Origin of the sequence: Achromobacter deleyi (genome assembly GCF_013116765.2) — a bacterium.
Classification (GTDB): domain Bacteria; phylum Pseudomonadota; class Gammaproteobacteria; order Burkholderiales; family Burkholderiaceae_B; genus Achromobacter; species Achromobacter deleyi_A.
Genome location: NZ_CP074375.1, coordinates 4174232 through 4192319, shown reverse-complemented (window position 1 = coordinate 4192319; position 18088 = coordinate 4174232). Strand labels below are relative to the sequence as shown.

At 66.7% G+C, this 18088-nt stretch carries 16 protein-coding genes; 8 read left to right on the top strand and 8 right to left on the bottom strand.

All coding sequences use genetic code 11. The features are described from left to right. Positions 1 to 62: 62 nt before the first annotated feature. Positions 63 to 908, bottom strand: coding sequence for an alpha/beta hydrolase (locus HLG70_RS18880; RefSeq protein ID WP_171667250.1), 846 nt, complete (start codon positions 906 to 908; stop codon positions 63 to 65). A gap of 85 nt (positions 909 to 993) precedes the next feature. On the opposite strand from HLG70_RS18880, the gene HLG70_RS18875 reads away from it, so the two are divergent. From HLG70_RS18875 to HLG70_RS18865, 3 genes are all read left to right on the top strand, one after another. Then, positions 994 to 1893, top strand: a complete 900-nt coding sequence (locus HLG70_RS18875) for a LysR family transcriptional regulator (RefSeq protein WP_171667251.1) — start codon at positions 994 to 996, stop codon at positions 1891 to 1893. 189 nt (positions 1894 to 2082) lie between these two features. Beyond that, positions 2083 to 2589, top strand: a complete 507-nt coding sequence (locus HLG70_RS18870; protein ID WP_171667252.1) for a hypothetical protein — start codon at positions 2083 to 2085, stop codon at positions 2587 to 2589. A 98-nt stretch (positions 2590 to 2687) separates the two neighbouring features. Then, a complete protein-coding gene (locus tag HLG70_RS18865) occupies positions 2688 to 3887 on the top strand; it encodes an MFS transporter (RefSeq protein ID WP_171667253.1) in 1200 nt (399 codons plus the stop codon). A gap of 79 nt (positions 3888 to 3966) precedes the next feature. Here the strand turns inward: HLG70_RS18865 and gltX are convergent, their stop codons facing one another. Beyond that, positions 3967 to 5373, bottom strand: coding sequence for a glutamate--tRNA ligase (gltX, locus tag HLG70_RS18860; protein WP_171667254.1), 1407 nt, complete (start codon positions 5371 to 5373; stop codon positions 3967 to 3969). Between the two features lie 134 nt (positions 5374 to 5507). Between gltX and HLG70_RS18855 the strand changes: the two genes are divergently transcribed. Continuing rightward, positions 5508 to 7949 (top strand): bifunctional acetate--CoA ligase family protein/GNAT family N-acetyltransferase, encoded by a 2442-nt coding sequence (locus HLG70_RS18855; protein ID WP_171667255.1) that lies wholly within the window; start codon positions 5508 to 5510, stop codon positions 7947 to 7949. Between the two features lie 28 nt (positions 7950 to 7977). Here the strand turns inward: HLG70_RS18855 and HLG70_RS18850 are convergent, their stop codons facing one another. The 6 genes from HLG70_RS18850 to yjgA form a co-directional block, all read right to left on the bottom strand. Further along, positions 7978 to 8670 carry an isochorismatase family cysteine hydrolase gene (locus HLG70_RS18850; protein ID WP_171667256.1) on the bottom strand — a complete coding sequence of 231 codons (693 nt, stop codon included), beginning with the start codon at positions 8668 to 8670 and terminating at the stop codon, positions 7978 to 7980. Between the two features lie 9 nt (positions 8671 to 8679). Then, positions 8680 to 9516 (bottom strand): ABC transporter permease, encoded by an 837-nt coding sequence (locus tag HLG70_RS18845; protein WP_171667257.1) that lies wholly within the window; start codon positions 9514 to 9516, stop codon positions 8680 to 8682. A 3-nt stretch (positions 9517 to 9519) separates the two neighbouring features. Beyond that, on the bottom strand, positions 9520 to 10335 hold the full coding sequence (locus HLG70_RS18840) for an ABC transporter ATP-binding protein (RefSeq protein ID WP_171667395.1): 816 nt from the start codon (positions 10333 to 10335) through the stop codon (positions 9520 to 9522). After that, the gene (locus HLG70_RS18835) at positions 10335 to 11339 is read right to left on the bottom strand and encodes an ABC transporter substrate-binding protein (RefSeq protein ID WP_171667258.1); all 1005 of its coding nucleotides are present in this window, start codon (positions 11337 to 11339) and stop codon (positions 10335 to 10337) included. The genes HLG70_RS18840 and HLG70_RS18835 overlap by 1 nt, the downstream gene beginning before the upstream one ends. Positions 11340 to 11694: 355 nt before the next feature. Further along, positions 11695 to 12372: an alpha/beta hydrolase gene (locus HLG70_RS18830; protein WP_171667259.1), complete on the bottom strand. Its 678-nt coding sequence runs from the start codon at positions 12370 to 12372 to the stop codon at positions 11695 to 11697. A 19-nt stretch (positions 12373 to 12391) separates the two neighbouring features. Next, complete coding sequence (gene yjgA / locus HLG70_RS18825) at positions 12392 to 12943, bottom strand: ribosome biogenesis factor YjgA (protein WP_171667260.1); 552 nt, start codon at positions 12941 to 12943, stop codon at positions 12392 to 12394. Positions 12944 to 13001: 58 nt separating this feature from the next. On the opposite strand from yjgA, the gene pmbA reads away from it, so the two are divergent. The 4 genes from pmbA to HLG70_RS18805 all read left to right on the top strand — a co-directional run bounded on the left by pmbA (position 13002) and on the right by HLG70_RS18805 (position 18088). Beyond that, positions 13002 to 14366, top strand: coding sequence for a metalloprotease PmbA (pmbA, locus tag HLG70_RS18820; protein ID WP_171667261.1), 1365 nt, complete (start codon positions 13002 to 13004; stop codon positions 14364 to 14366). Between the two features lie 163 nt (positions 14367 to 14529). Then, positions 14530 to 15627: a TRAP transporter substrate-binding protein gene (locus HLG70_RS18815; protein WP_171667262.1), complete on the top strand. Its 1098-nt coding sequence runs from the start codon at positions 14530 to 14532 to the stop codon at positions 15625 to 15627. A 254-nt stretch (positions 15628 to 15881) separates the two neighbouring features. Then, entirely contained in the window at positions 15882 to 17036 is a 1155-nt protein-coding gene (locus HLG70_RS18810) for an ABC transporter substrate-binding protein (protein WP_171667263.1), read from the top strand. 170 nt (positions 17037 to 17206) lie between these two features. Further along, complete coding sequence (locus HLG70_RS18805) at positions 17207 to 18088, top strand: branched-chain amino acid ABC transporter permease (RefSeq protein WP_057286978.1); 882 nt, start codon at positions 17207 to 17209, stop codon at positions 18086 to 18088.

Here is an 18088-nt window from a genome sequence, read left to right as displayed (position 1 = left end):
TCTCCTGGGTGCGCGGGGGGCGCGTCGTTGTCGTTGTCGTTGTCGTTTTGGTCGTGATGGGGTCAGCCGAAGCGCCCGCGATGCCAGTCCAGAATGGCGGCGGCGCTGATTTGCCAATGGTCGGCGTACATCATGCAGTGCGGCTGACCGGCAAGCACCGCGTGCGAAAAGCCGTAGCGGCGCGCGATCGCCTGGTCCTGTCCGGGAGGGTGCCTGTCATGCGTGTCCAGTCCGGCTTCCAGGCACAGGCCCGGCGCGGTGACCGATGCGGCGGCGACCGCCACCCGCAGCAGATACCGGTCGTTCAGCACCTGCGGGCTTTCCGCGCACAGGCGCCGCGTGACCTCGCGGACGTCGCGCTCGGGCGTGGTGGCCAGGAAGCGCGCGCGGATTTCCGTGGCGGACGGCGGGGTGCGCGGCGCGCCGCCGGGCACCGGGGGCAGGGCCAGGGCGCCGGGAAGATCGCCGGGCGGCGAGGGCGCCATCAGCACCACGCCGGCCACGGGCCGATGGCTGGCGGCCAGCAGCGCCGGCAAGGCGCCCATGCTGTGGCCCACGACGATGGTGGGCCCCTCCAGCGCGTCGAGCGCATTCGCCACGTCCTCGCCCAGGTCCGCGATCGTCACGGAGGAAAACGAGGCGTCCTGCGGCAGCGAGCCATGGCCGCGCATGTCCAGGGCCGCGCAGGCCAGGCCGGCATTCGCGAAGTAATCCAGGTAGTGCGCGTAGCACCAGGCGCCGTGATAGGCGCCCGGCACGAACAGCAGGCCGGGCCTGCGGTCTTGCGGCGCCGCGCCGATCAGCAGGCGGCCATGGCCGGCATCGCGGGCGGGCAGCCGGTCGGCCAGGCTGAAGTCCAGCGGATCCGTGGCGGACGAGGGGCGGAGGGATGAAGTGGCTGTGATCATGTTGCGGTCATCTTAAGAGCCGCCTTACGATCAGAAAACTTTATTTTTCATATGATTCGATAAGTTCTTCTAATCAGCCAGATCCATGCGCCCGCTACCCGACCTGTCCATCACGCACTATCGGCACTTCTTGCTGGTGGCGGAATTGCGCAGCTTCCGCGCGGCCGCCGCCCGGGCCTTCCGCTCGCAGCCCGCGCTGTCCCTGTCCATCCGGGAAATGGAGCAGCGCCTGGGGCAGCCCCTGTTCGAACGGGGCAACCGCAATACGCTGACGCGCTTCGGACAGGACTGTCTGCCCCTGGCGCGCGAACTGGTGGAGCATCACGACCGCGTGGCCGGCGCGCTGTCCGGGCTGGCCAGCAGCGGCGCCGGGACCCTGACGATGGCATCGGTCGCAACCGCGGCCACGCACTGGCTGCCTGAACTGGTGGCGACCTACCGCGAGCGCTATCCGGCGGTGTCGCTGCGCCTGTTCGACGACAACTCCGAGGGCGTAGAGCGCATGGTGCTGGCGGGCGAGGTGGAGCTGGGCGTGTGCAGTCCGGTGTCGCGGGACCGCCGGCTGTCGTTCGAACCGCTGCTGCGCGATGCTTTCGGACTGGTCTGCCATCGCGACCATCCCCTTGCCGGCCGCAAGTCGGTAACCTGGCGCGAGATCGCGGACCTGCCGCTGGTCGGAACGATGGCGCATCGCCAGCTCGCCGGCTATCCGCAAGCCGCCTTCATGTTGGACCGGCAGGTGTTCGTGTCCAACATGATGTCGCTGCTGGCCATGCTGGAGCGGGGCGTCGGCGTCACGGTGCTGGCGCGCCTGGGCGTGCCGCCGGACTCGCCCGGACTGGCGTTCGTGCCCTTGTCCCGGCCCCGTATCGAGCGCGAGCTGGGTCTCACCCGCCTGGCTGGCCGCAGCTTGTCTCCGGCCGCCGCGCGCATGGAGGAAATGCTGCGCGCGAAGGCCGTCAAGGGACAGCGCACTGTCGCTTGAAACCAACGCATTTTTGCGGTTTCCGGCCGTATATGGGGCGCTTTCGGGGCAACACTGTTGCGCAATTGCACACGGCACGGATCGGCGTTGATTCTTCCCAGGCGGCTCTTTAGAGTGCGTGATGTTTGCTGCGCGAGGGACGTGCCGGTGTGATCGGCGCGGCGCGTCGACAGACGTGTTGAGGAAGTCATGAGCAGTGTGTATTTGCGTTCGGCCAGCATCGCCTGCGCCATTCTGATCCTGGCCGGCTGTGCCGCCAGGAAGCCCGCCACCATCACCGAGGCCCAGCCCGCGGAACCGCCCAAGCCCGTGGCATGCGTGCCCGCCAAGGCCGGCGACCCGATGATCGGCACCTGGTTGTCGAATTCGCGGCCGCGCGACGTCAGCGGCGATCTGCAATCGCTGATCGTGTTGTCGGCGGACGGCACGATGTCCTACGAAACCCTGCTCAAGATCGGCCGCAAGACGCGTCCGGCCCTGCGCGAGACCGGCTGCTGGAGCGTGGCTGACGGTGTCTACACCATGCAGACCACCAAATCCGCTGGTGAACCGGTGGACGCCAACGATCCGATCTACCTGAACCGCTATCGCGTGGAAAAGGTCGAACAGACCAAGCTGACGCTGCGTGAATTGAAGAGCAGCGGCTTTGTCCTGACCGCGCGCCGCATGCCCGCGGGCTACCGCCTGGCTTACTGACCGTTGCGCCGGGCGGACACTTCGCCCGGCTGCTTCGCCAAGATGGCCGGGCTGCGGTAAGGTGCGGGCTTCGACTTCCGCCTCGCCGCCTGTTTCCCATGCCCGCCATGTCCTCTGAAGCGCGCGCGATCGCGCTGCTTGCCCTGGCCGCTTTTGTCAGCGCCAGCGCCTTCCGTATCTGTGATCCCATGTTGCCGCAGCTCGCGGCGGAATTCGGCACCACCACCGGCCAGGCCGCGCGGGCGGTGACGGCGTTCGCCGTGGCCTACGGCGTGCTGCAGATGTTCTTCGGCCCGATGGGCGACCGCTACGGCAAGTACCGCGTCGTCAGCGTGGCCACGGTGGCGTGCGCGCTGGGCAGCGCGGGCGCGGTGATGGCTCAGTCGCTGGACGTGCTGGTGTTCTTCCGCGTCCTGTCGGGCGCCGCCGGCGCGGGCATCGTGCCGCTGTCCATGGCCTGGATCGGCGACAACGTCCCCTATGAACGCCGGCAGGCGACGCTGGCGCGCTTTCTGACCGGCACGATCCTGGGCATGTCGGCGGGCCAGCTGGCCGGCGGGCTGTTCGCGGACACCGTGGGCTGGCGCTGGGCCTTTGCCGCGCTGGTGGCCGGCTACCTGATCGTGGGTGTGCTGCTGCACCTGGAAGTGCGGCGCCAGCGGGCGGCGGGCTTTGCCCAGGTCGATCCCAACGCGGTCAGGCAGGGCTTCGTGGCGCAGGCCCGGCTGGTGCTGGGCACGCCGTGGGCGCGCGTGGTGCTGGCAACCGTATTCATCGAAGGCCTGCTGGTGTTCGGTGCCCTGGCCTTCGCGCCGTCGTATCTGCACGAGCGCTTCGATATCTCGCTGACCGCCGCCGGCGCGCTGGTGGCGGTCTACGCGGTGGGCGGCCTGGCGTACACGGTGGTGGCCGGGCGCATCCTCAAGCGCCTGGGCGAGCGCGGCCTGGCCATCGCCGGCGGGCTGGTGCTGGGCGTGGCGTTCCTGTCGTACCTGCTGGGGCCGGTCTGGATGTGGAGCCTGCTGGCCAGCGTGCTGGCCGGCTTCGGCTACTACCTGCTGCATGCGACCTTGCAGACGAATGCGACGCAGATGGTCCCGTCGGCGCGCGGCACGGCGGTGGCCTGGTTCGCATCCTGCCTGTTCATGGGGCAGGCGGCTGGCGTGGCCCTGGCGGGCGCGGTGGTCGATGAGATCGGGGCCGCAGCGCTGTTTGGCGGGTCGGCCGTGCTGCTGCCGCTGCTGGGCGCCTTCTTTGCCCGGGCGCTGAAGGCGCGGACGGCGATTCAGCAGGCGTGAATCGGGACGGGCAGGGCTGAAAACACCGAGGGCCTTGCTCGTCGCGGGACGAGCAAGGCCCTCGGGAATGCGTCCAGGCTTAGATGGCGGCCAGGCGCTTGAGCACGGTTTCCTTGCCCAGCAGGGCCAGCACCGCGTCCACGGCGGGCGTCTGGGTCTGGCCGGTGACGGCCACGCGCAGCGGGATGGCCAGTTGCGGCATCTTGAGGCCGCGATCGGCCAGCACGGCCTTGATCAGGGCAGACAGGGCCTCGCGGGTCCAGTCGGTGTCCTGGGCGCGCTGCGCGAAGTCAGCCAGCGCCTCGCGGGCGGGCGCGGTCAGGTGCTGTTCGACCAGTTCGGCCGGGGCGGATTTGAATTCGGCGCAGAAGAGCATGGCGCCGTCGGCCAACTGCTCCAGCGTTTCGGCGCGGTCCTTCAGCAGGCCCATGACCCCCGGGAGGTCGATTTTCTCGGGGTGGCCGCCACGGTTTGCCACGCGGGGCGCCACGCGCTCGGCCAGCTCGGCGTTGTCCATCTGCTTGATGTAGTGGGCGTTGACCCAGTTCAGCTTCTTGGGGTCCCACTGCGAGGCCGACTTGGACAGGTGCTTGGTATCAAACCAGGACACGAGCTGCTCGCGCGTGAAGAGCTCGTCGTCGCCATGGCTCCAGCCCAGGCGCGCCAGGTAGTTGATCATGGCCTCGGGCAGGTAGCCCTCGTTGTCGTATTCCATGACATTGACCGCGCCGTGGCGCTTGGACAGCTTTTCGCCGTCCGGACCCAGGATCATCGGCACATGGCCGTATTCGGGCAGGGTGGCGCCCAGCGCGCGCAGGATGTTGATCTGGCGCGGGGTGTTGTTGACGTGGTCGTCGCCACGCAGGACGTGGGTGATGCCCATGTCCCAATCGTCGACCACGACGCAGAAGTTGTAGGTGGGCGTGCCGTCGGGGCGCGCGATGATCAGGTCGTCGAGTTCAGTGTTGTCGAAGCTGATCGTGCCCTTAACCATGTCGTTCCAGGCCGTGGCGCCTTCCTGCGGGTTCTTGAAGCGCACGACGGGCTTCCTGCCTTCGGGGATGGCGGGCAGCGTCTTGCCGGCTTCCGGACGCCAGGTGCCGTCATAGCGCGGCTTGTCGCCGCGGGCGCGGGCGGCCTCGCGCATGGCTTCCACTTCCTCGGGCGAGCTATAGCAGTGGTAGGCGGTGCCGGCGGCCAGCATCTGCGCCACCACTTCGCGGTAGCGGTCCATGCGCTGCATCTGGTAGAAGGGGCCTTCGTCGGGCTGCATGCCCAGCCATTCCATGCTGTCCAGGATGGCCTGCACCGCTTCCGGCGTGGAGCGTTCGACATCCGTGTCTTCGATGCGCAGCACGAAGGTGCCTTGATGGTGGCGCGCGAAGGCCCAGGAGAACAGCGCGGTGCGCGCGCCGCCCAAATGCAGGAAGCCCGTGGGCGAAGGCGCGAAGCGGGTACGAATGGGGGAGGTGGCGTTGGAAGTCATAGGTGGCAATGATAGCGGCTGCGGCGCCACAAAACGGCGTCGGGCTGTGTCCACATCAAGCGGACGGCGGGGTTGTCTTGTTACGATGAACGGTATTTTAGATTAGTGTAAACAGGCCCTGGGCCGCCCTACCTATGCTGCGACACGCTCTTGCGTCCATGTTCGAACCCAGTTCGCTGGTGATCGTGGCCGACCGGCCCCTGCCGGCGGCGAGCTCCCTGTCGCCAGCGCTCAAGGCGAAAACCACCGTCCTCACTCCCGAGGTCGGCGCCGCGCCCGAGCTGCCCGGCAGCCTGCAGGGCCTGGCGGCGGGCGAGCGGCCTGATCTGGCCCTGGTTTGCGTGTCGCCCGCGGTCCTGCCGGAAACGCTGCGCCGCCTCTCGTCGCTGTCGCCCCGCTCGGTGATACTCCTGCCCCACGAATTGCCCGATCCGTATCCGCGCGGCACGTTGGCGCTGTGCCGGGCCTGGGCCGAGGAAAACCGCTGCGAATTGCTGGGCCCCCGCTCGTTCGGCGCGCAGCGGCCCCACGCGGGCCTGAACTTCAGCCAGCACCCGGTGCTGGCGCGCGCCGGGCGCGTGGCGCTGGTGGCGCAGTCCCGTTCCATCATGGCTGCCGTCATGGACTGGGCCGAAGACGTGCATATCGGCTTTTCCACGGCGGTGTCGCTGGGCGACGAGGCGGTGGTGGGCCTGGCGAAGCTGCTGGACTACCTGGCCAGCGATCCGCGCACGGACAGCATCGTGCTCTACCTCGAGGACGTGGGCCCCGCCCGGGAGTTCATGAGCACGCTGCGCGCGGCGGCCAGCATCAAGCCCGTGATCGTGCTGAAGGCTGGCCGCTCCGATACCGACAGCGGCGACGCCATCTTCGACGCCGCCCTGCGCCGCGCGGGCGCCGTCCGTGTGCGCTACTTCGTGCAGCTCTTCTCGGCGGTGAAGGTGTTGGGCTACACGCGGCGCCCCAAGGGCCGCCGCGTGGCGCTGATCTCCAACGGCAGCGGGCCTCCACAACTGGCCATGGACCTGATCGGCCCCGACGCCGCGGTGCTGCGCGCGGAACTGGCGCCCGCCACGCAGCGCGCGCTGGCGGCAATGCTGGAGCCGGACGCGGCCATCGCCAACCCGGTCATCACCTATCTGCCGATGACCCCCGACCGCATCCGCGCCATCCTGGAGTCCGTGCTGGACGACGCCGGGGTGGATGGCGTGCTGGTGCTGCTGGCTCCCGATGCGCTGGCCGACATGCCGGCCGTCGCGCGCGAACTGGCCCAGATCGCACCCTCCGCCAAGAAGCCGGTGGTGACCTGTTTCATGGGCGATGCCGGCATGCGGCCGCTGCGGCGCATGCTGGACGATGCGGGCACGTCGGCCTTCCGCACGCCCGAGTCGGCCGCGGATGCCTTTGGCGTGCTGGCGTCCCACCACTACAACCAGCAGCTGCTTCTGCAGACGCAGCCGCCCGATCCCGCCGGCCACGTGCCTGACCTGGCGGCTGCCCGCGATATCGTCGCGCGCGTGCGCGCCGATTGCCGGCGCGAACTGAATACCTCCGAAATCCGCACCTTGCTGGCCCTGTTCTACGTGCCGCTGAGCGAGCGGCCGGCGGATGCCGTGCCAGTCGAGTCCGAATCCCGTCCCATGGCGATCCGCGTGCGGCGCGATCCGCAGTTCGGTCCGGTGATCCGCTTTGGCGCGGGCGGGCCGGATGCGGTGCTGTCGCTGGCGGACCGCGGCATGGACCTGCCGCCGCTCAACGGCTACCTGGCGCGCCAGCTGATCGAACGCAGCCGGCTGTGGCGCCGCGTGCTCGCGCCGCGCATCGGTCACATGGCGGCCGAGGCGCTGCAGCAGGCGCTGGTGCTGGTTTCCGAGCTGGTGTCGGAACTGCCCGACATCGAATCACTGGACATCGATCCGCTCTACGCGGGCGAAACCCATTTGCGCGCCGGCGGCCTGCGCATGACGCTGACCGAGACACCGGGCTGCGAATCGCCGCAGACCGCCGGCTATCCGCACATGGCGATCCACCCTTATCCGGCGCGGCTGGTGCAGGTGCGCCGTTTCGACGACGGCATCCCGTGGGTGTTGCGGCCCATCCGTCCCGAAGACGGCGAGGCCCTGCAGGAATTCATACGGGGCCTGTCGGAACGGTCCCGCTACATGCGGTTCGTGTCCATGATGCGCGAACTGACGCCGCGCATGGTGTCGCGCTACACCCAGGTGGACTACCACCGGGAACTGGCCCTCGTGGCGGCCACGCAGGTGCCCAACCCGGCCAATCGCGGGCATCCGCGCGAAGTGCTGGTGGGCTTTGCGCATTACCTGCGCAATCCCGATGGCCGGGGCGCGGAATACGCCTTGGTGATCGGCGACGACTGGCAGCGGCGCGGCCTGGGCCGTCAGCTCATGACGGCGCTGATCGACGCCGCGCGCGAGCAGGGGCTGGAATACATCGACGGCCTGGTGCTGTCGACCAACCGGCCCATGCTGGCGCTGATGACCAGCCTGGGCTTCACCAACGACGCGGACCCCGAAGACCCGACGATGCGCCGGGTCTGGCTGAACCTGGCCTGATCCACGCGGCGGCCGTCCGCCGCCCGGGTCAGGCGCTTTTTTGGGACGGCCGCGCGGGTTTCAGCCGCGCGACCGCTTCGTCCACCGACAGCACGTCGCCGAAGAACAGCATCCAGCCATGCAGGGCGTGCTCATGCTCGGCGGGCGTGACCGCCGCCAGCGCGTCGTCCACCATGATGGTCCGGAAGTCCCGCATCATCGCGTCGCGCGCGGTGGATTCGCAGCACACATTGGTGACCGTGCCGGCGATCAGCAGCGTGTCCACACCCAGCCCGCGCAGCAGCGGCTCCAGCTCGGACGAGCCGGGCGCCATCGCGCTGTAGAAACGCTTTACTACGCGCAGGTCCGTGTCGAGCGCGTGCAGGTCCTGATGCAGGGCGAAGCCCGGCGAATCGCGGCGCAGCGTTTCCAGGCGCCGCGCGCTGCGCTCCGGCGTCAGCATCACGCCGTGATGGTGCGACCAGAACACATCGGCGTTGTCGGACGCCGTCTGCACCCACACGATGACGCCGCCTGCGTCGCGTACCGCATCGCACAGCCGGTTGATGGGCGCGATGATCTCGCGCGCCGGCGCGCATTCGCCCTGGTAGCCCGGCAGCGTGAAGTACTGCTGCATGTCCACCACGATCACCGCCGTGCGGGCGGCGGGCAGCTCGTCATAGGGATGCAGGCAGCCCTGGCGGGCCACGACGCGATCCTTCACCCATTGCGGGAATTCCATGCTGCCCCCTTATCCGTAGCGCCGCGCCACGGCGGCTTCGATGCGATAGACGATCAGGTACATGACGCTGGAGATCAGCGCCAGCATCGCGATGGCGGTCATGACGATGTTCAGCTTGAACACCTGGCTGCCGTTCATGATCAGAAAGCCCAGGCCGGAGTCCGCCGACTGGAATTCACCCACGATGACCCCCACCAGCGCCAGGCCGATGTTCATCTTCACGGCCGCGATCAGCGTGGGCACGCTGCCCGGCAGCACCACCTTGATCAGCACCTGCCAGCGGCTGGCGCCGAAGGTGTGGGCCAGCTTCACCTTGTTCAGGTCGATGCCCCGGAAGCCCGCGTACACCACCATGATGGTCACGAACACGGCGATGGCCACCGCCATGCCATACACCGCGTAGTCCGAACCCAGCCACAGGTAGAAGATCGGAACGAAGGCAATCTTGGGCATGGCGTTGGCCACCACCAGGAACGGATCCAGCACCTTGTAGAGGAAGTCGGACCACCACAGCGCGGCGGCCACCACGATGCCGATCAGCATGCTCAGCGTGAAGCCGACCAGCGTGGCCGATAAAGTGGTCATGATGTGCTTGCCCAGGCTGCCGTGGTTCCATAGTTCGATGAACGTAGGCCACAACGCGCTGGGGTAGCTGGTCAGGAGCGGATTCAGGATGTGCATGCGCGGCAGGATTTCCCAGGCGCACAGGAACACCGCCAGCAGCAGCGCCTGAGCCACGCGGATGTTGCGGCGGCGTGCGCGGTCGCGGCGCAGGTAGTCCAGGTATTTGTCGCTGGGGCCGGGCACGGCGCGCAGCGGGGCGGTGTTGGCAATCGGCGCGTTCATGGCTCAGCCCTCCACATGGACGTCCAGCTCGTCCCATAGCTGTTTGAAGTAGGTATTGAATTCCGGGCGCGAGCGCGCCTGGAAGGGCGTGGGCCGGACCTGGCCGTCGCCGTAGTGGATGCGGTACTGGCTCTTGAGCCGTCCGGGCCGGCGCGACAGCACGATGACGCGGTCCGTCATCGCGATGGCCTCGCCGATATCGTGCGTGACCAGCACCACGGTCTTGCCCTCGCGGCGCAGGATGTCCACGACCTCGTCGGAAATCGCCAGCCGGGTCTGCGAATCCAGCGCGGAGAAGGGCTCGTCCAGCAGGATCACGTCGGGTTCGGTCACCAGCGTGCGTGCCAGCGCCGCGCGCTGGCGCATGCCGCCGGACAATTGGCGCGGCGTATGCGACAGGAAGGCGCCCAGCCCGCATTTTTCCAGCAGATGCACGGCGCGCGCCTCGCTGCGCGCATCGCGCCGCCCCTGGATCTCGGCGCCCAGCATCACGTTGTCCAGGATGGTGCGCCACTCGAACAGGTAGTCCTGCTGCAGCATGTAGCCGATGCGCGCATTGGGCTTGGTCACGGCCTGGCCGTCGACCATCACCGCGCCCGACGTAGGCGGGATCAGGCCGGCGATCAGCGACAGCAGCGTGCTCTTGCCACAGCCGCTTTGCCCGATCAGGCTGACGAACTCGCCGGCCGCCAGCGTGAACGACACGTTCGAGAGCGCCTCGGTCTCGCCTTCGGGCGTGAAGTACGACAGGCAGACATCGCGCAGCTCGATCTTCGCCGTGGCCGCTGCCGGCTTCAGGTTGTGGATGGCGGCCCCCATCATTGGGCCTTCTTGGCGAAATCGGCCACCACCACGTCCTCGTACTTCACGCGGGCGCTTTCCTTCATCACGGCGCTGGCGACAAGCATGTCCTGCAGCTGCGTCATCGCCTGCGGCGTGACCAGCGGCGAGGTCTTCCAGATCTGGTATTGCTTGTAGCGGTCGATGGCTTCCGTCACCGCGCCCTGGTCCATGCCGGGAAAGAAGGTCATGATCTGCGGAGCCAGCGTGGCCGCGGGCGTGTCCTTCACGTATTTCTCGGCGCGCGCCACCACATCGGTCCAGGCCTGGATGACCTTGGGGTTGTCGCGGATGTACTTGTCCGTGGCGGTGAAGACCGTGTAGTCGACCTGGCCCACTTCATGGCCCACCGAGGCCACGATATGCCCCTTGCCGTTGCGCACCAGCTCGCCGGCCTCGGGTTCCAGGAAGATGCCGTATTCGCCCTGGCCGGCCATCCACGCCCCGGCGCGCGCCGGGATGCCGATGTTGTTCAACAGCTTTACGTCCTTTTGCGGATCCAGTCCGTGCTTGCGCAGCGCCGTCTCCAGGAAAACGATGGGGTTGGATCCGGGACGAAAGCCGATGACCTCCTTGCCCTTGAGCATGGACCAGTCGAATTTTTCGACCGGCTTGCGCGCCAGCAGGAAAAAGCCGTCGGTGGCCGTCAGGCCGGCGAAGATCTTCGGCTTGACCGGAGATTCGCTGTTCTGCACATAGATGGACGCCTCGGGTCCGATCAGCACGATGTCGGCGCTGCCGGACAGCAGGGCAGTCATGCCCTTGTCGGTGCCCTGCGAGGTCTTCATGGACACGTCCAGCCCGGCGTCCTTGAAGTAGCCCTGCGTCAGCGCGACATACTTGGGCACGTAGAGGATGGAACGCACCACCTCTTCGTAGCGGACCTTCACGGGGGGATTGAGGGCTTCGGCCTGGGCGGCCAGGGGGGCAAGCAGCGCGAGCAGCGCCGCGCCTGCCAGGCGGGGCAATGGCAAGGTCTTCACGGGACTTTCTCCTGCGTCTTTGATGCCACGCCGAAACCCGGCGGGACACGGCCAATGGGATGGATCGACTGCAACAACAGGGAAGCCCGAACGGTGGTTGCCCGGGCCGGTAGGGCTTGGATCGAATACTATATTCAATACAAATGGGCGACAAGCATTTTGGGATTGGCGTTTTTCTCTATGGACGAGAACGGCTCAACCCTCGAAAATTCTAGGCTGGAATACTAGTTGGTATACAAAATGGGGTTTTCGGCCCCAGCGGCTCCCGCCTCATCGTAGGCGCGGAACGGCGCCGCGCCCATCGGCCAGGAACACGGGCCGCGCCTTGCGCGCAGCCCGCCATCGTCCCTAGGCCCTAGACCAGGACTTCGTTCAGGAATGCCGAGATGTCAGCCACTTCCTCGGCGCAGACCGAGTGCGGCATCGGATACGTGCGCCAGCGCACGTCGTAGCCCAGGCGCTGCAATTCAGCCAGCGAAGCCTGCGCGCGCGGCAGCGACACGACCGGGTCGTATTGGCCGTGGGCCAGGAAGATCGGCGTGGCATCGTTGGCGTGGTTGCGCTCGGCCTCGGCCGTATCCAGGAGCGGCAGGTAGCCAGACAGCCCCATCATGCCGGCCAGCTTCTCCGGCAGGCGGATGCCCGTGTGCAGCGTCATGGCGCAGCCTTGCGAGAACCCGGCGAGCACGATGCGGGACGTCGGGATGCCGCGGGCGTTCTCGCGCGCGATGAGCTTGTGGATGGCGGCTTCCGAGGCGCGGATGCCGCGGGCGTCTTCCACCCGCACCAGATCCATCACCAGGATGTCGTACCAGGAGCGCATCGCCATGCCGTTGTTGATCGTCACGCGCTGCACCGGCGCGTTGGGGAACACGAAGCGCACCGCAATGCCGGCCGGCAGGTCCAGTTCCGGCACGATAGGGGCGAAGTCGTTGCCGTCGGCGCCCAGGCCGTGCAGCCAGATCACGGCGTGCGTGGGGTTGGGGGCGGTTTCGATCTCGATGCAATCGAGCAGGTCGGTCGGTGCGTTCATGGACGGCAGAGGGTGAAAATCAGAGGGTGAGGGTCTTCAGGGCCTGGAACAGCGCGCGATAGTGCTTCTTTTGCGGCTCCTGGCCTTGCAGCAGCGAGGCGTTGCCCAGCCTTTCCTTGCGGGCGGCGCGGATCAGGGTGCGCAATTGCTGCCCATCCGCTTGCGGATTGTTGGCCAGCAGGCCGGTCAGGACGTCGTCGTCGTCCAGCAGGCGATCGCGCAGCGTCTCCAGCCGGTGCATGGCGGCGGTTTCCTCGCGCGAGCCGTTCTCCCAGACGTCCAGCTGGGCGCGGATCTCGTCCGCGGGGGCGTCGCGCATCAGCTTGCCCACGAAGTGGACCTGCCGGCGCAGGCCCTCGCGGCCGGTGGTGCGCTGCGCCGTGCGGATGGCCTCATAGAGGCGCTCGGCCAGCGGCAGCTGCTTGAGGCGTTCGGGAGACAGGTCGATCAGCTGCTTGCCCAGGTCCAGCAAGGCGTGCATTTCACGCTTGACCTGGGACTTGCTGGGACGGTCGTAGCCGTTCTCGTCGTAACCGTCGTCGACGGATTCTTCTTCAGGATGGGAATTCATGGAAAACTGCGCAATGACAGACTTGGCTATGATAACCGTCTCTGCAAATTGGACTGCAATGGTTAAATCCTCCTCATCCTTGCCGCTGGCGGCGAATCACGCGCGTTTTTCCGAACTCGTCGAACAAACCCTGGCTTACGCGCGCCAGATCGGCGCCTCCGACGCCGCCGCGGAAGTCTCGGAAAGCCTGGGACTGTCCGTCTCGGTACGCAAGAACGACATCGAAACCGTTGAGCAGACGCGCGACCGCTCGCTGGACCTGACGGTCTATGCCGGTCAGAGCCGCGGCTCCGCCTCGACCTCCGACTTTTCCGAAGCGGCGCTGCGCCAGACGGTCGAGGCCGCCTGGCACATCGCCCGCCACACTGCCGCCGACCCGGCCGCCGGTCTGCCGGACGCCGATCAGCTGGCCACCGAATTTCCCGATCTGGACCTGCATCGCGCCTGGACCGTGTCCACCGAAGAGGCCGCCGAGCTGGCGCTGCGCGCCGAGCGCGCCGCCCGCGACGTCGATCCGCGCATCACCAATACCGATGGCGCCACTGTCGGCACCTACGAAGGCCAGTTCGTGATGGGCAACACGCGCGGCTTCCTGGGCGGGTACCCGTATTCGCGCCACAGCCTGTCCGTGGCGCCCATCGCGGGCCGCGGCAACGGCATGCAGCGCGACTACTGGTACACGTCCGAGCGCGATCCCGCCAAGCTGGCCTCGCCCGAGGCCATCGGCCGCTACGCCGCCGAACGCACGCTGTCGCGCCTGTCGGCCCGCCGCATCCGCACCGGCAAATTCCCGGTCCTGTTCGAAGCGCCGCTGGCGCTGGGGCTGGTCGGCGCACTGACCCAGGCCGCCAACGGGGGCGCGCTGTACCGCAAGGCCAGCTTCCTGCTGGACTCGCTGGGCAAGCCCATTTTCCCCAAGCACATCAACCTGACCGAAGATCCGCACATCCCCGGCGCCATGGGCAGCTCGCCCTTTGACGACGAAGGCGTGCGCACGCGCAGCCGCAACGTGGTGTCGGCCGGCGTGCTCGAAGGCTATTTCCTGTCTTCCTACACCGCCCGCAAGCTGGGCATGACCACCACCGGCAACGCGGGCGGTTCGCACAACCTGGTGTTCAGCTCCACGCTCACCAAGCGCGGCGACGACTTCGAAGCCATGCTGAAGAAGCTGGGCACGGGCTTCCTGGTCACCGAACTGATCGGCCAGGGCGTCAACTACGTCACGGGCGACTACTCGCGCGGCGCATTCGGTTACTGGGTGGAAAACGGCAAGATCCAGCATGCGGTGCAGGAAATCACCATTGCCGGCAACCTGGCCGACATGTTCCAGCAGATCGTTGCGGTCGGCGCGGACACCATCTCGCGCGGCACGAAGACCACCGGCTCGATCCTGATCGAGCAGATGGCGATCGCCGGGACCTGATCCCTGCGGCGGGCGGCGGCCCGAGAGCCGCCGCCTTTGCCTTCCCGTCTTTGCAATCCCTTACCTGCTCGGGAATTCCTCTAGCTATTGCGGCCTCTGCCAGCGTGTAATATCCGGCGGGTATTGCTCGAAGTCCCGGGTGTTGCTGTAAAGGAGCAAAGAGATGCAACGACGTTCATTCTTGAAGCACGCCGGTCTCGGCGCAGTCGCAACGGGAGCCGCCGTCGGCACGCCCGCGTTCGCGCAGGACATGCCGTCGCTGAGCTGGCGTCTTTCCTCTGGTTTTCCCAGCGCCCTGGACCTGCGCGTCGGCGCGGCCGAGAGCTTTTGCAAGTTCGTGTCGGAAGCTACGGGCGGCAAATTCAACATCCGCCATTTCCCCGACGGCGAGATCGTCGCCGCGGCGGACCTGATGGAAGCCGTGTCCACCGCCAAGGTGGAATGCGGCCACGTGTCCTCCCGCCTCTACTACGCCAAGAATCCCGCCTTCTGCTTCGATGCCGCCGTTCCTTTCGGCCTGAACGCGCGCCAGATGAACGCCTGGATGAGCGAGGGCGATGGCCTGCGCCTGACCCGAGAGCTGTTCAAGCCTGAAAAGATCATCAATTTCCCGCTGGGCAACACCGGCGCGCAGATGGGCGGCTGGTACACCAAGGAAATCAAGCGTGCAGGCGACCTGAAAGACCTGAAGATGCGCGTGGACGGCCTGGCCGGCGATGTGCTGGCCCGCATGGGCGTGGCCCCCCAGCAAGCGGAACTGGCCAAGCTGGCCGAGGCCTTCGAGAAGGACGGCCTGCAGGCAGTGGCGGGCGCGGGCGCCTATGAGGACGACAAGCTCGGCCTGAACAAGGTGGCCAAGTACTACTACGCGCCCGGCTGGTGGGCAGGCGGCGAACAGCTCTCGCTCTATATCAATGACGAGGCCTGGAACAAGCTGCCCAAAAACTATCAGGCGCTGGTGCAAGCCGCCGCGATGGCCGCGCACGCCGCCACGACCGCGCGCTATGACGCCCAGAACCCGCGGGCGCTGGCGCAACTGACGGCGAGCGGCGCGCAAGTCCGCACCTTTCCGCGGTCCATCATGGATGTGGCATTCGAGACGTCGCAGCAGGTCTACAAGGACTTGAGCGCGAAAGACCCGAGATTCAAGGCGATGCACGACAGTTACATGGGCTTTCGCGACAGCGAGATGCCGTGGTTCCGCCTGACCGAAAGCGCTTACGGCCAATACCTGGGCGTGGCGCTGTCGGCCAGGGGTTAGGAGGCGCCGGGTGCCGAATGGCATTCGGCGAGGAGTAGGGTTTTTGCTAGTAACCACGCGTTTTTTACAAAAAAATGGGCGGTTTTCAGGCTTTTGTTGAACGGCATTCGAGTTTCGGCCTGATACAAAGGAGTAATATCCCGGGTCTTGACGCGCAAACTGTCGTCTTTGGACGGCATCCGACGTCAATCCGGCAGGATTACAACAGCCCGGATTACCAATATTCCGAGACAGACTTTAAGGTGGTATCAACCATGCAATCCAAGACCAAGAAGCTGCTGGCCGCGCTGATCGCTGCCGGCTTCGTCCCGGCTGCCTACGCAGCCGACATCAAGCTGGGTGTGGCGGAAGCCCTGTCCGGCGGCGCGGCCCAGTACGGCGTGTCGATCCGCAATGGCTTCCAGCTGGCAGCCGACGAGATCAACGCCGCGGGCGGCATCAACGGCAACAAGCTCGTGCTGGTGGTCGAAGACGAGCAAGGCAAGAAAGAAGAAGCGATCAACGTCTTCAAGAAACTGATCTTCAAGGACAACGTCCTGATGGTCTTCGGCCCCACGCTGTCGAACTCGGCCCAAGCCGCCGATCCGATCGCCCAGGCCGCCAAGACGGTCGCCTTCGGCACGTCCAACACCGCCGACGGCATCACGTCCATCGGCAACTACGTGTTCCGCAATTCGGTCACCGAAGCCGACGTGCTGCCGGCCACCATCGCCACCGTCAAGGCCAAAACCGGCCTGAAGAACGTGGCGGTGCTCTATGGCAACGACGACGTCTTCACCAAGAGCGGCTACGACAACTTCAAGAAGGCCCTGGAAGACCAGAAGATCCCGGTCACGACGACCGAAACCTTCGCCAAGGGCGACGTGGACTTCAAGGCCCAGCTGACCAAGATCAAGGGCACCAACCCCGACGCCATCGTGCTGTCCGCACTGCTGGCCGAAGGCGCCCCGATCATGGTTCAGGCCCGCCAGTTGGGCCTGAACGTGCCCGTCATCGGCGGCAACGGCATGAACTCGGTCAAGATTTTCGACCTGGCCCCCGGCGGCGCATCGAACAATCTGTGGATCGGCAGCCCCTGGTCGATCGAGAACAAGGCCCCGGAGAACATCAAGTTCATCGACGCCTACAAGGCCAAGTTCAACGGTTCGCCCGATCAGTTCGCGGCCCAGTCGTATGACGCCATGTACATCGTGGCCCAGGCGCTGAAGAACACCAAGATCACCGGCGAACTGCCCAAGGACCGCGCTGCCCTGCGCGATGCCCTGCCGTCCGTGACCTGGACCGGCGCCACCGGCCCGTTCAAGTTCCGCCAAGCCAACGACCGCGCCGGCAAGCCCGCCGGCTATGACGCCGACCAGGCGCCGATCGTCAGCGTGACCAAGGACGGCAAGTACGTCATCGAGAAGTAAGCAGTACGCATCCCCGCGCGGGGGGATGCGCCTTGCGGACAGCCTCGAGCTTGTCCGCAAGGCGCTTTTTATCGCAGGGCCGTCCCAAGTAAAAAAAGCTCCCCGGGGAGCAAGCGAAGCCACGCTGCGGGCTCGGCGTGGCGGCCCTATCAGATCTGGAAAGTCCCATCATGTTCGAACAACAATTCGTCAATGCCTTGTCGCTGGGCTGTGTGTATGCACTGTTCGCGCTGGGCTTCACGCTGATCTTCGGCGTGCTCGGGGTGATCAACCTGGCGCATGGCGCCGTCTTCATGGTTGGCGCCTACGCGGCACTGTTCGTCGTGCAGCAATTCGGCCTGCCCCTGTGGGGTGCGCTGATGGTCGCGTTCTTCGTCGCCGGCTTTACCGGGGTCATCATTGACTACCTGGTGCTCAAGCCGCTGCGCAAGCGCAACGCGCCGCACTTGATCCCCATGATCGCCACGATAGGCGTGGGCATCATCCTGAATAACGGCGCCCAAGGCATCTTCGGCGCCAGCAACCTGCGCTTCCCGCACGGCACCGTGCCCGAGGAAGTGATCGAGATCGCCGGCCTGCACCTGACCGTCATCGAGCTGGGCATCATCTTCCTGTCGTTCGCGCTGATGGCCGTGCTGATGTATGTCATGCGCCGCACGCAGTTCGGCCGCGCCCTGCGCGCCATCGCCGAATCGCCCAAGGCCGCCTGGCTGCTGGGGATCAACGTCGAGAAGCTGTTCGTCACCACCTCGTTCGCCGCAGCCGCCCTGGGCGGCGTGGCCGGCGTGCTGATCGGGCTGTACTCGAACGCGCTGTTCCCGCTGATGGGCCAGCCGATGCTGCACAAGGGCATCGCGGTCATCATCCTGGGCGGCATGGGGGACATCCGCGGCGCCATGCTGGGCGGTCTCTTCCTGGGCTTCGCCGAGGTGCTGTCCGTGGCTTACATCGGCTCCACCATGCGCGACGCGGTGGCTTTCGGCCTGCTGTTCCTGATCCTGCTGGTGCGCCCGCAAGGTCTGTTCGGCAAAGTGGTTCAACGCAAGGCTTAA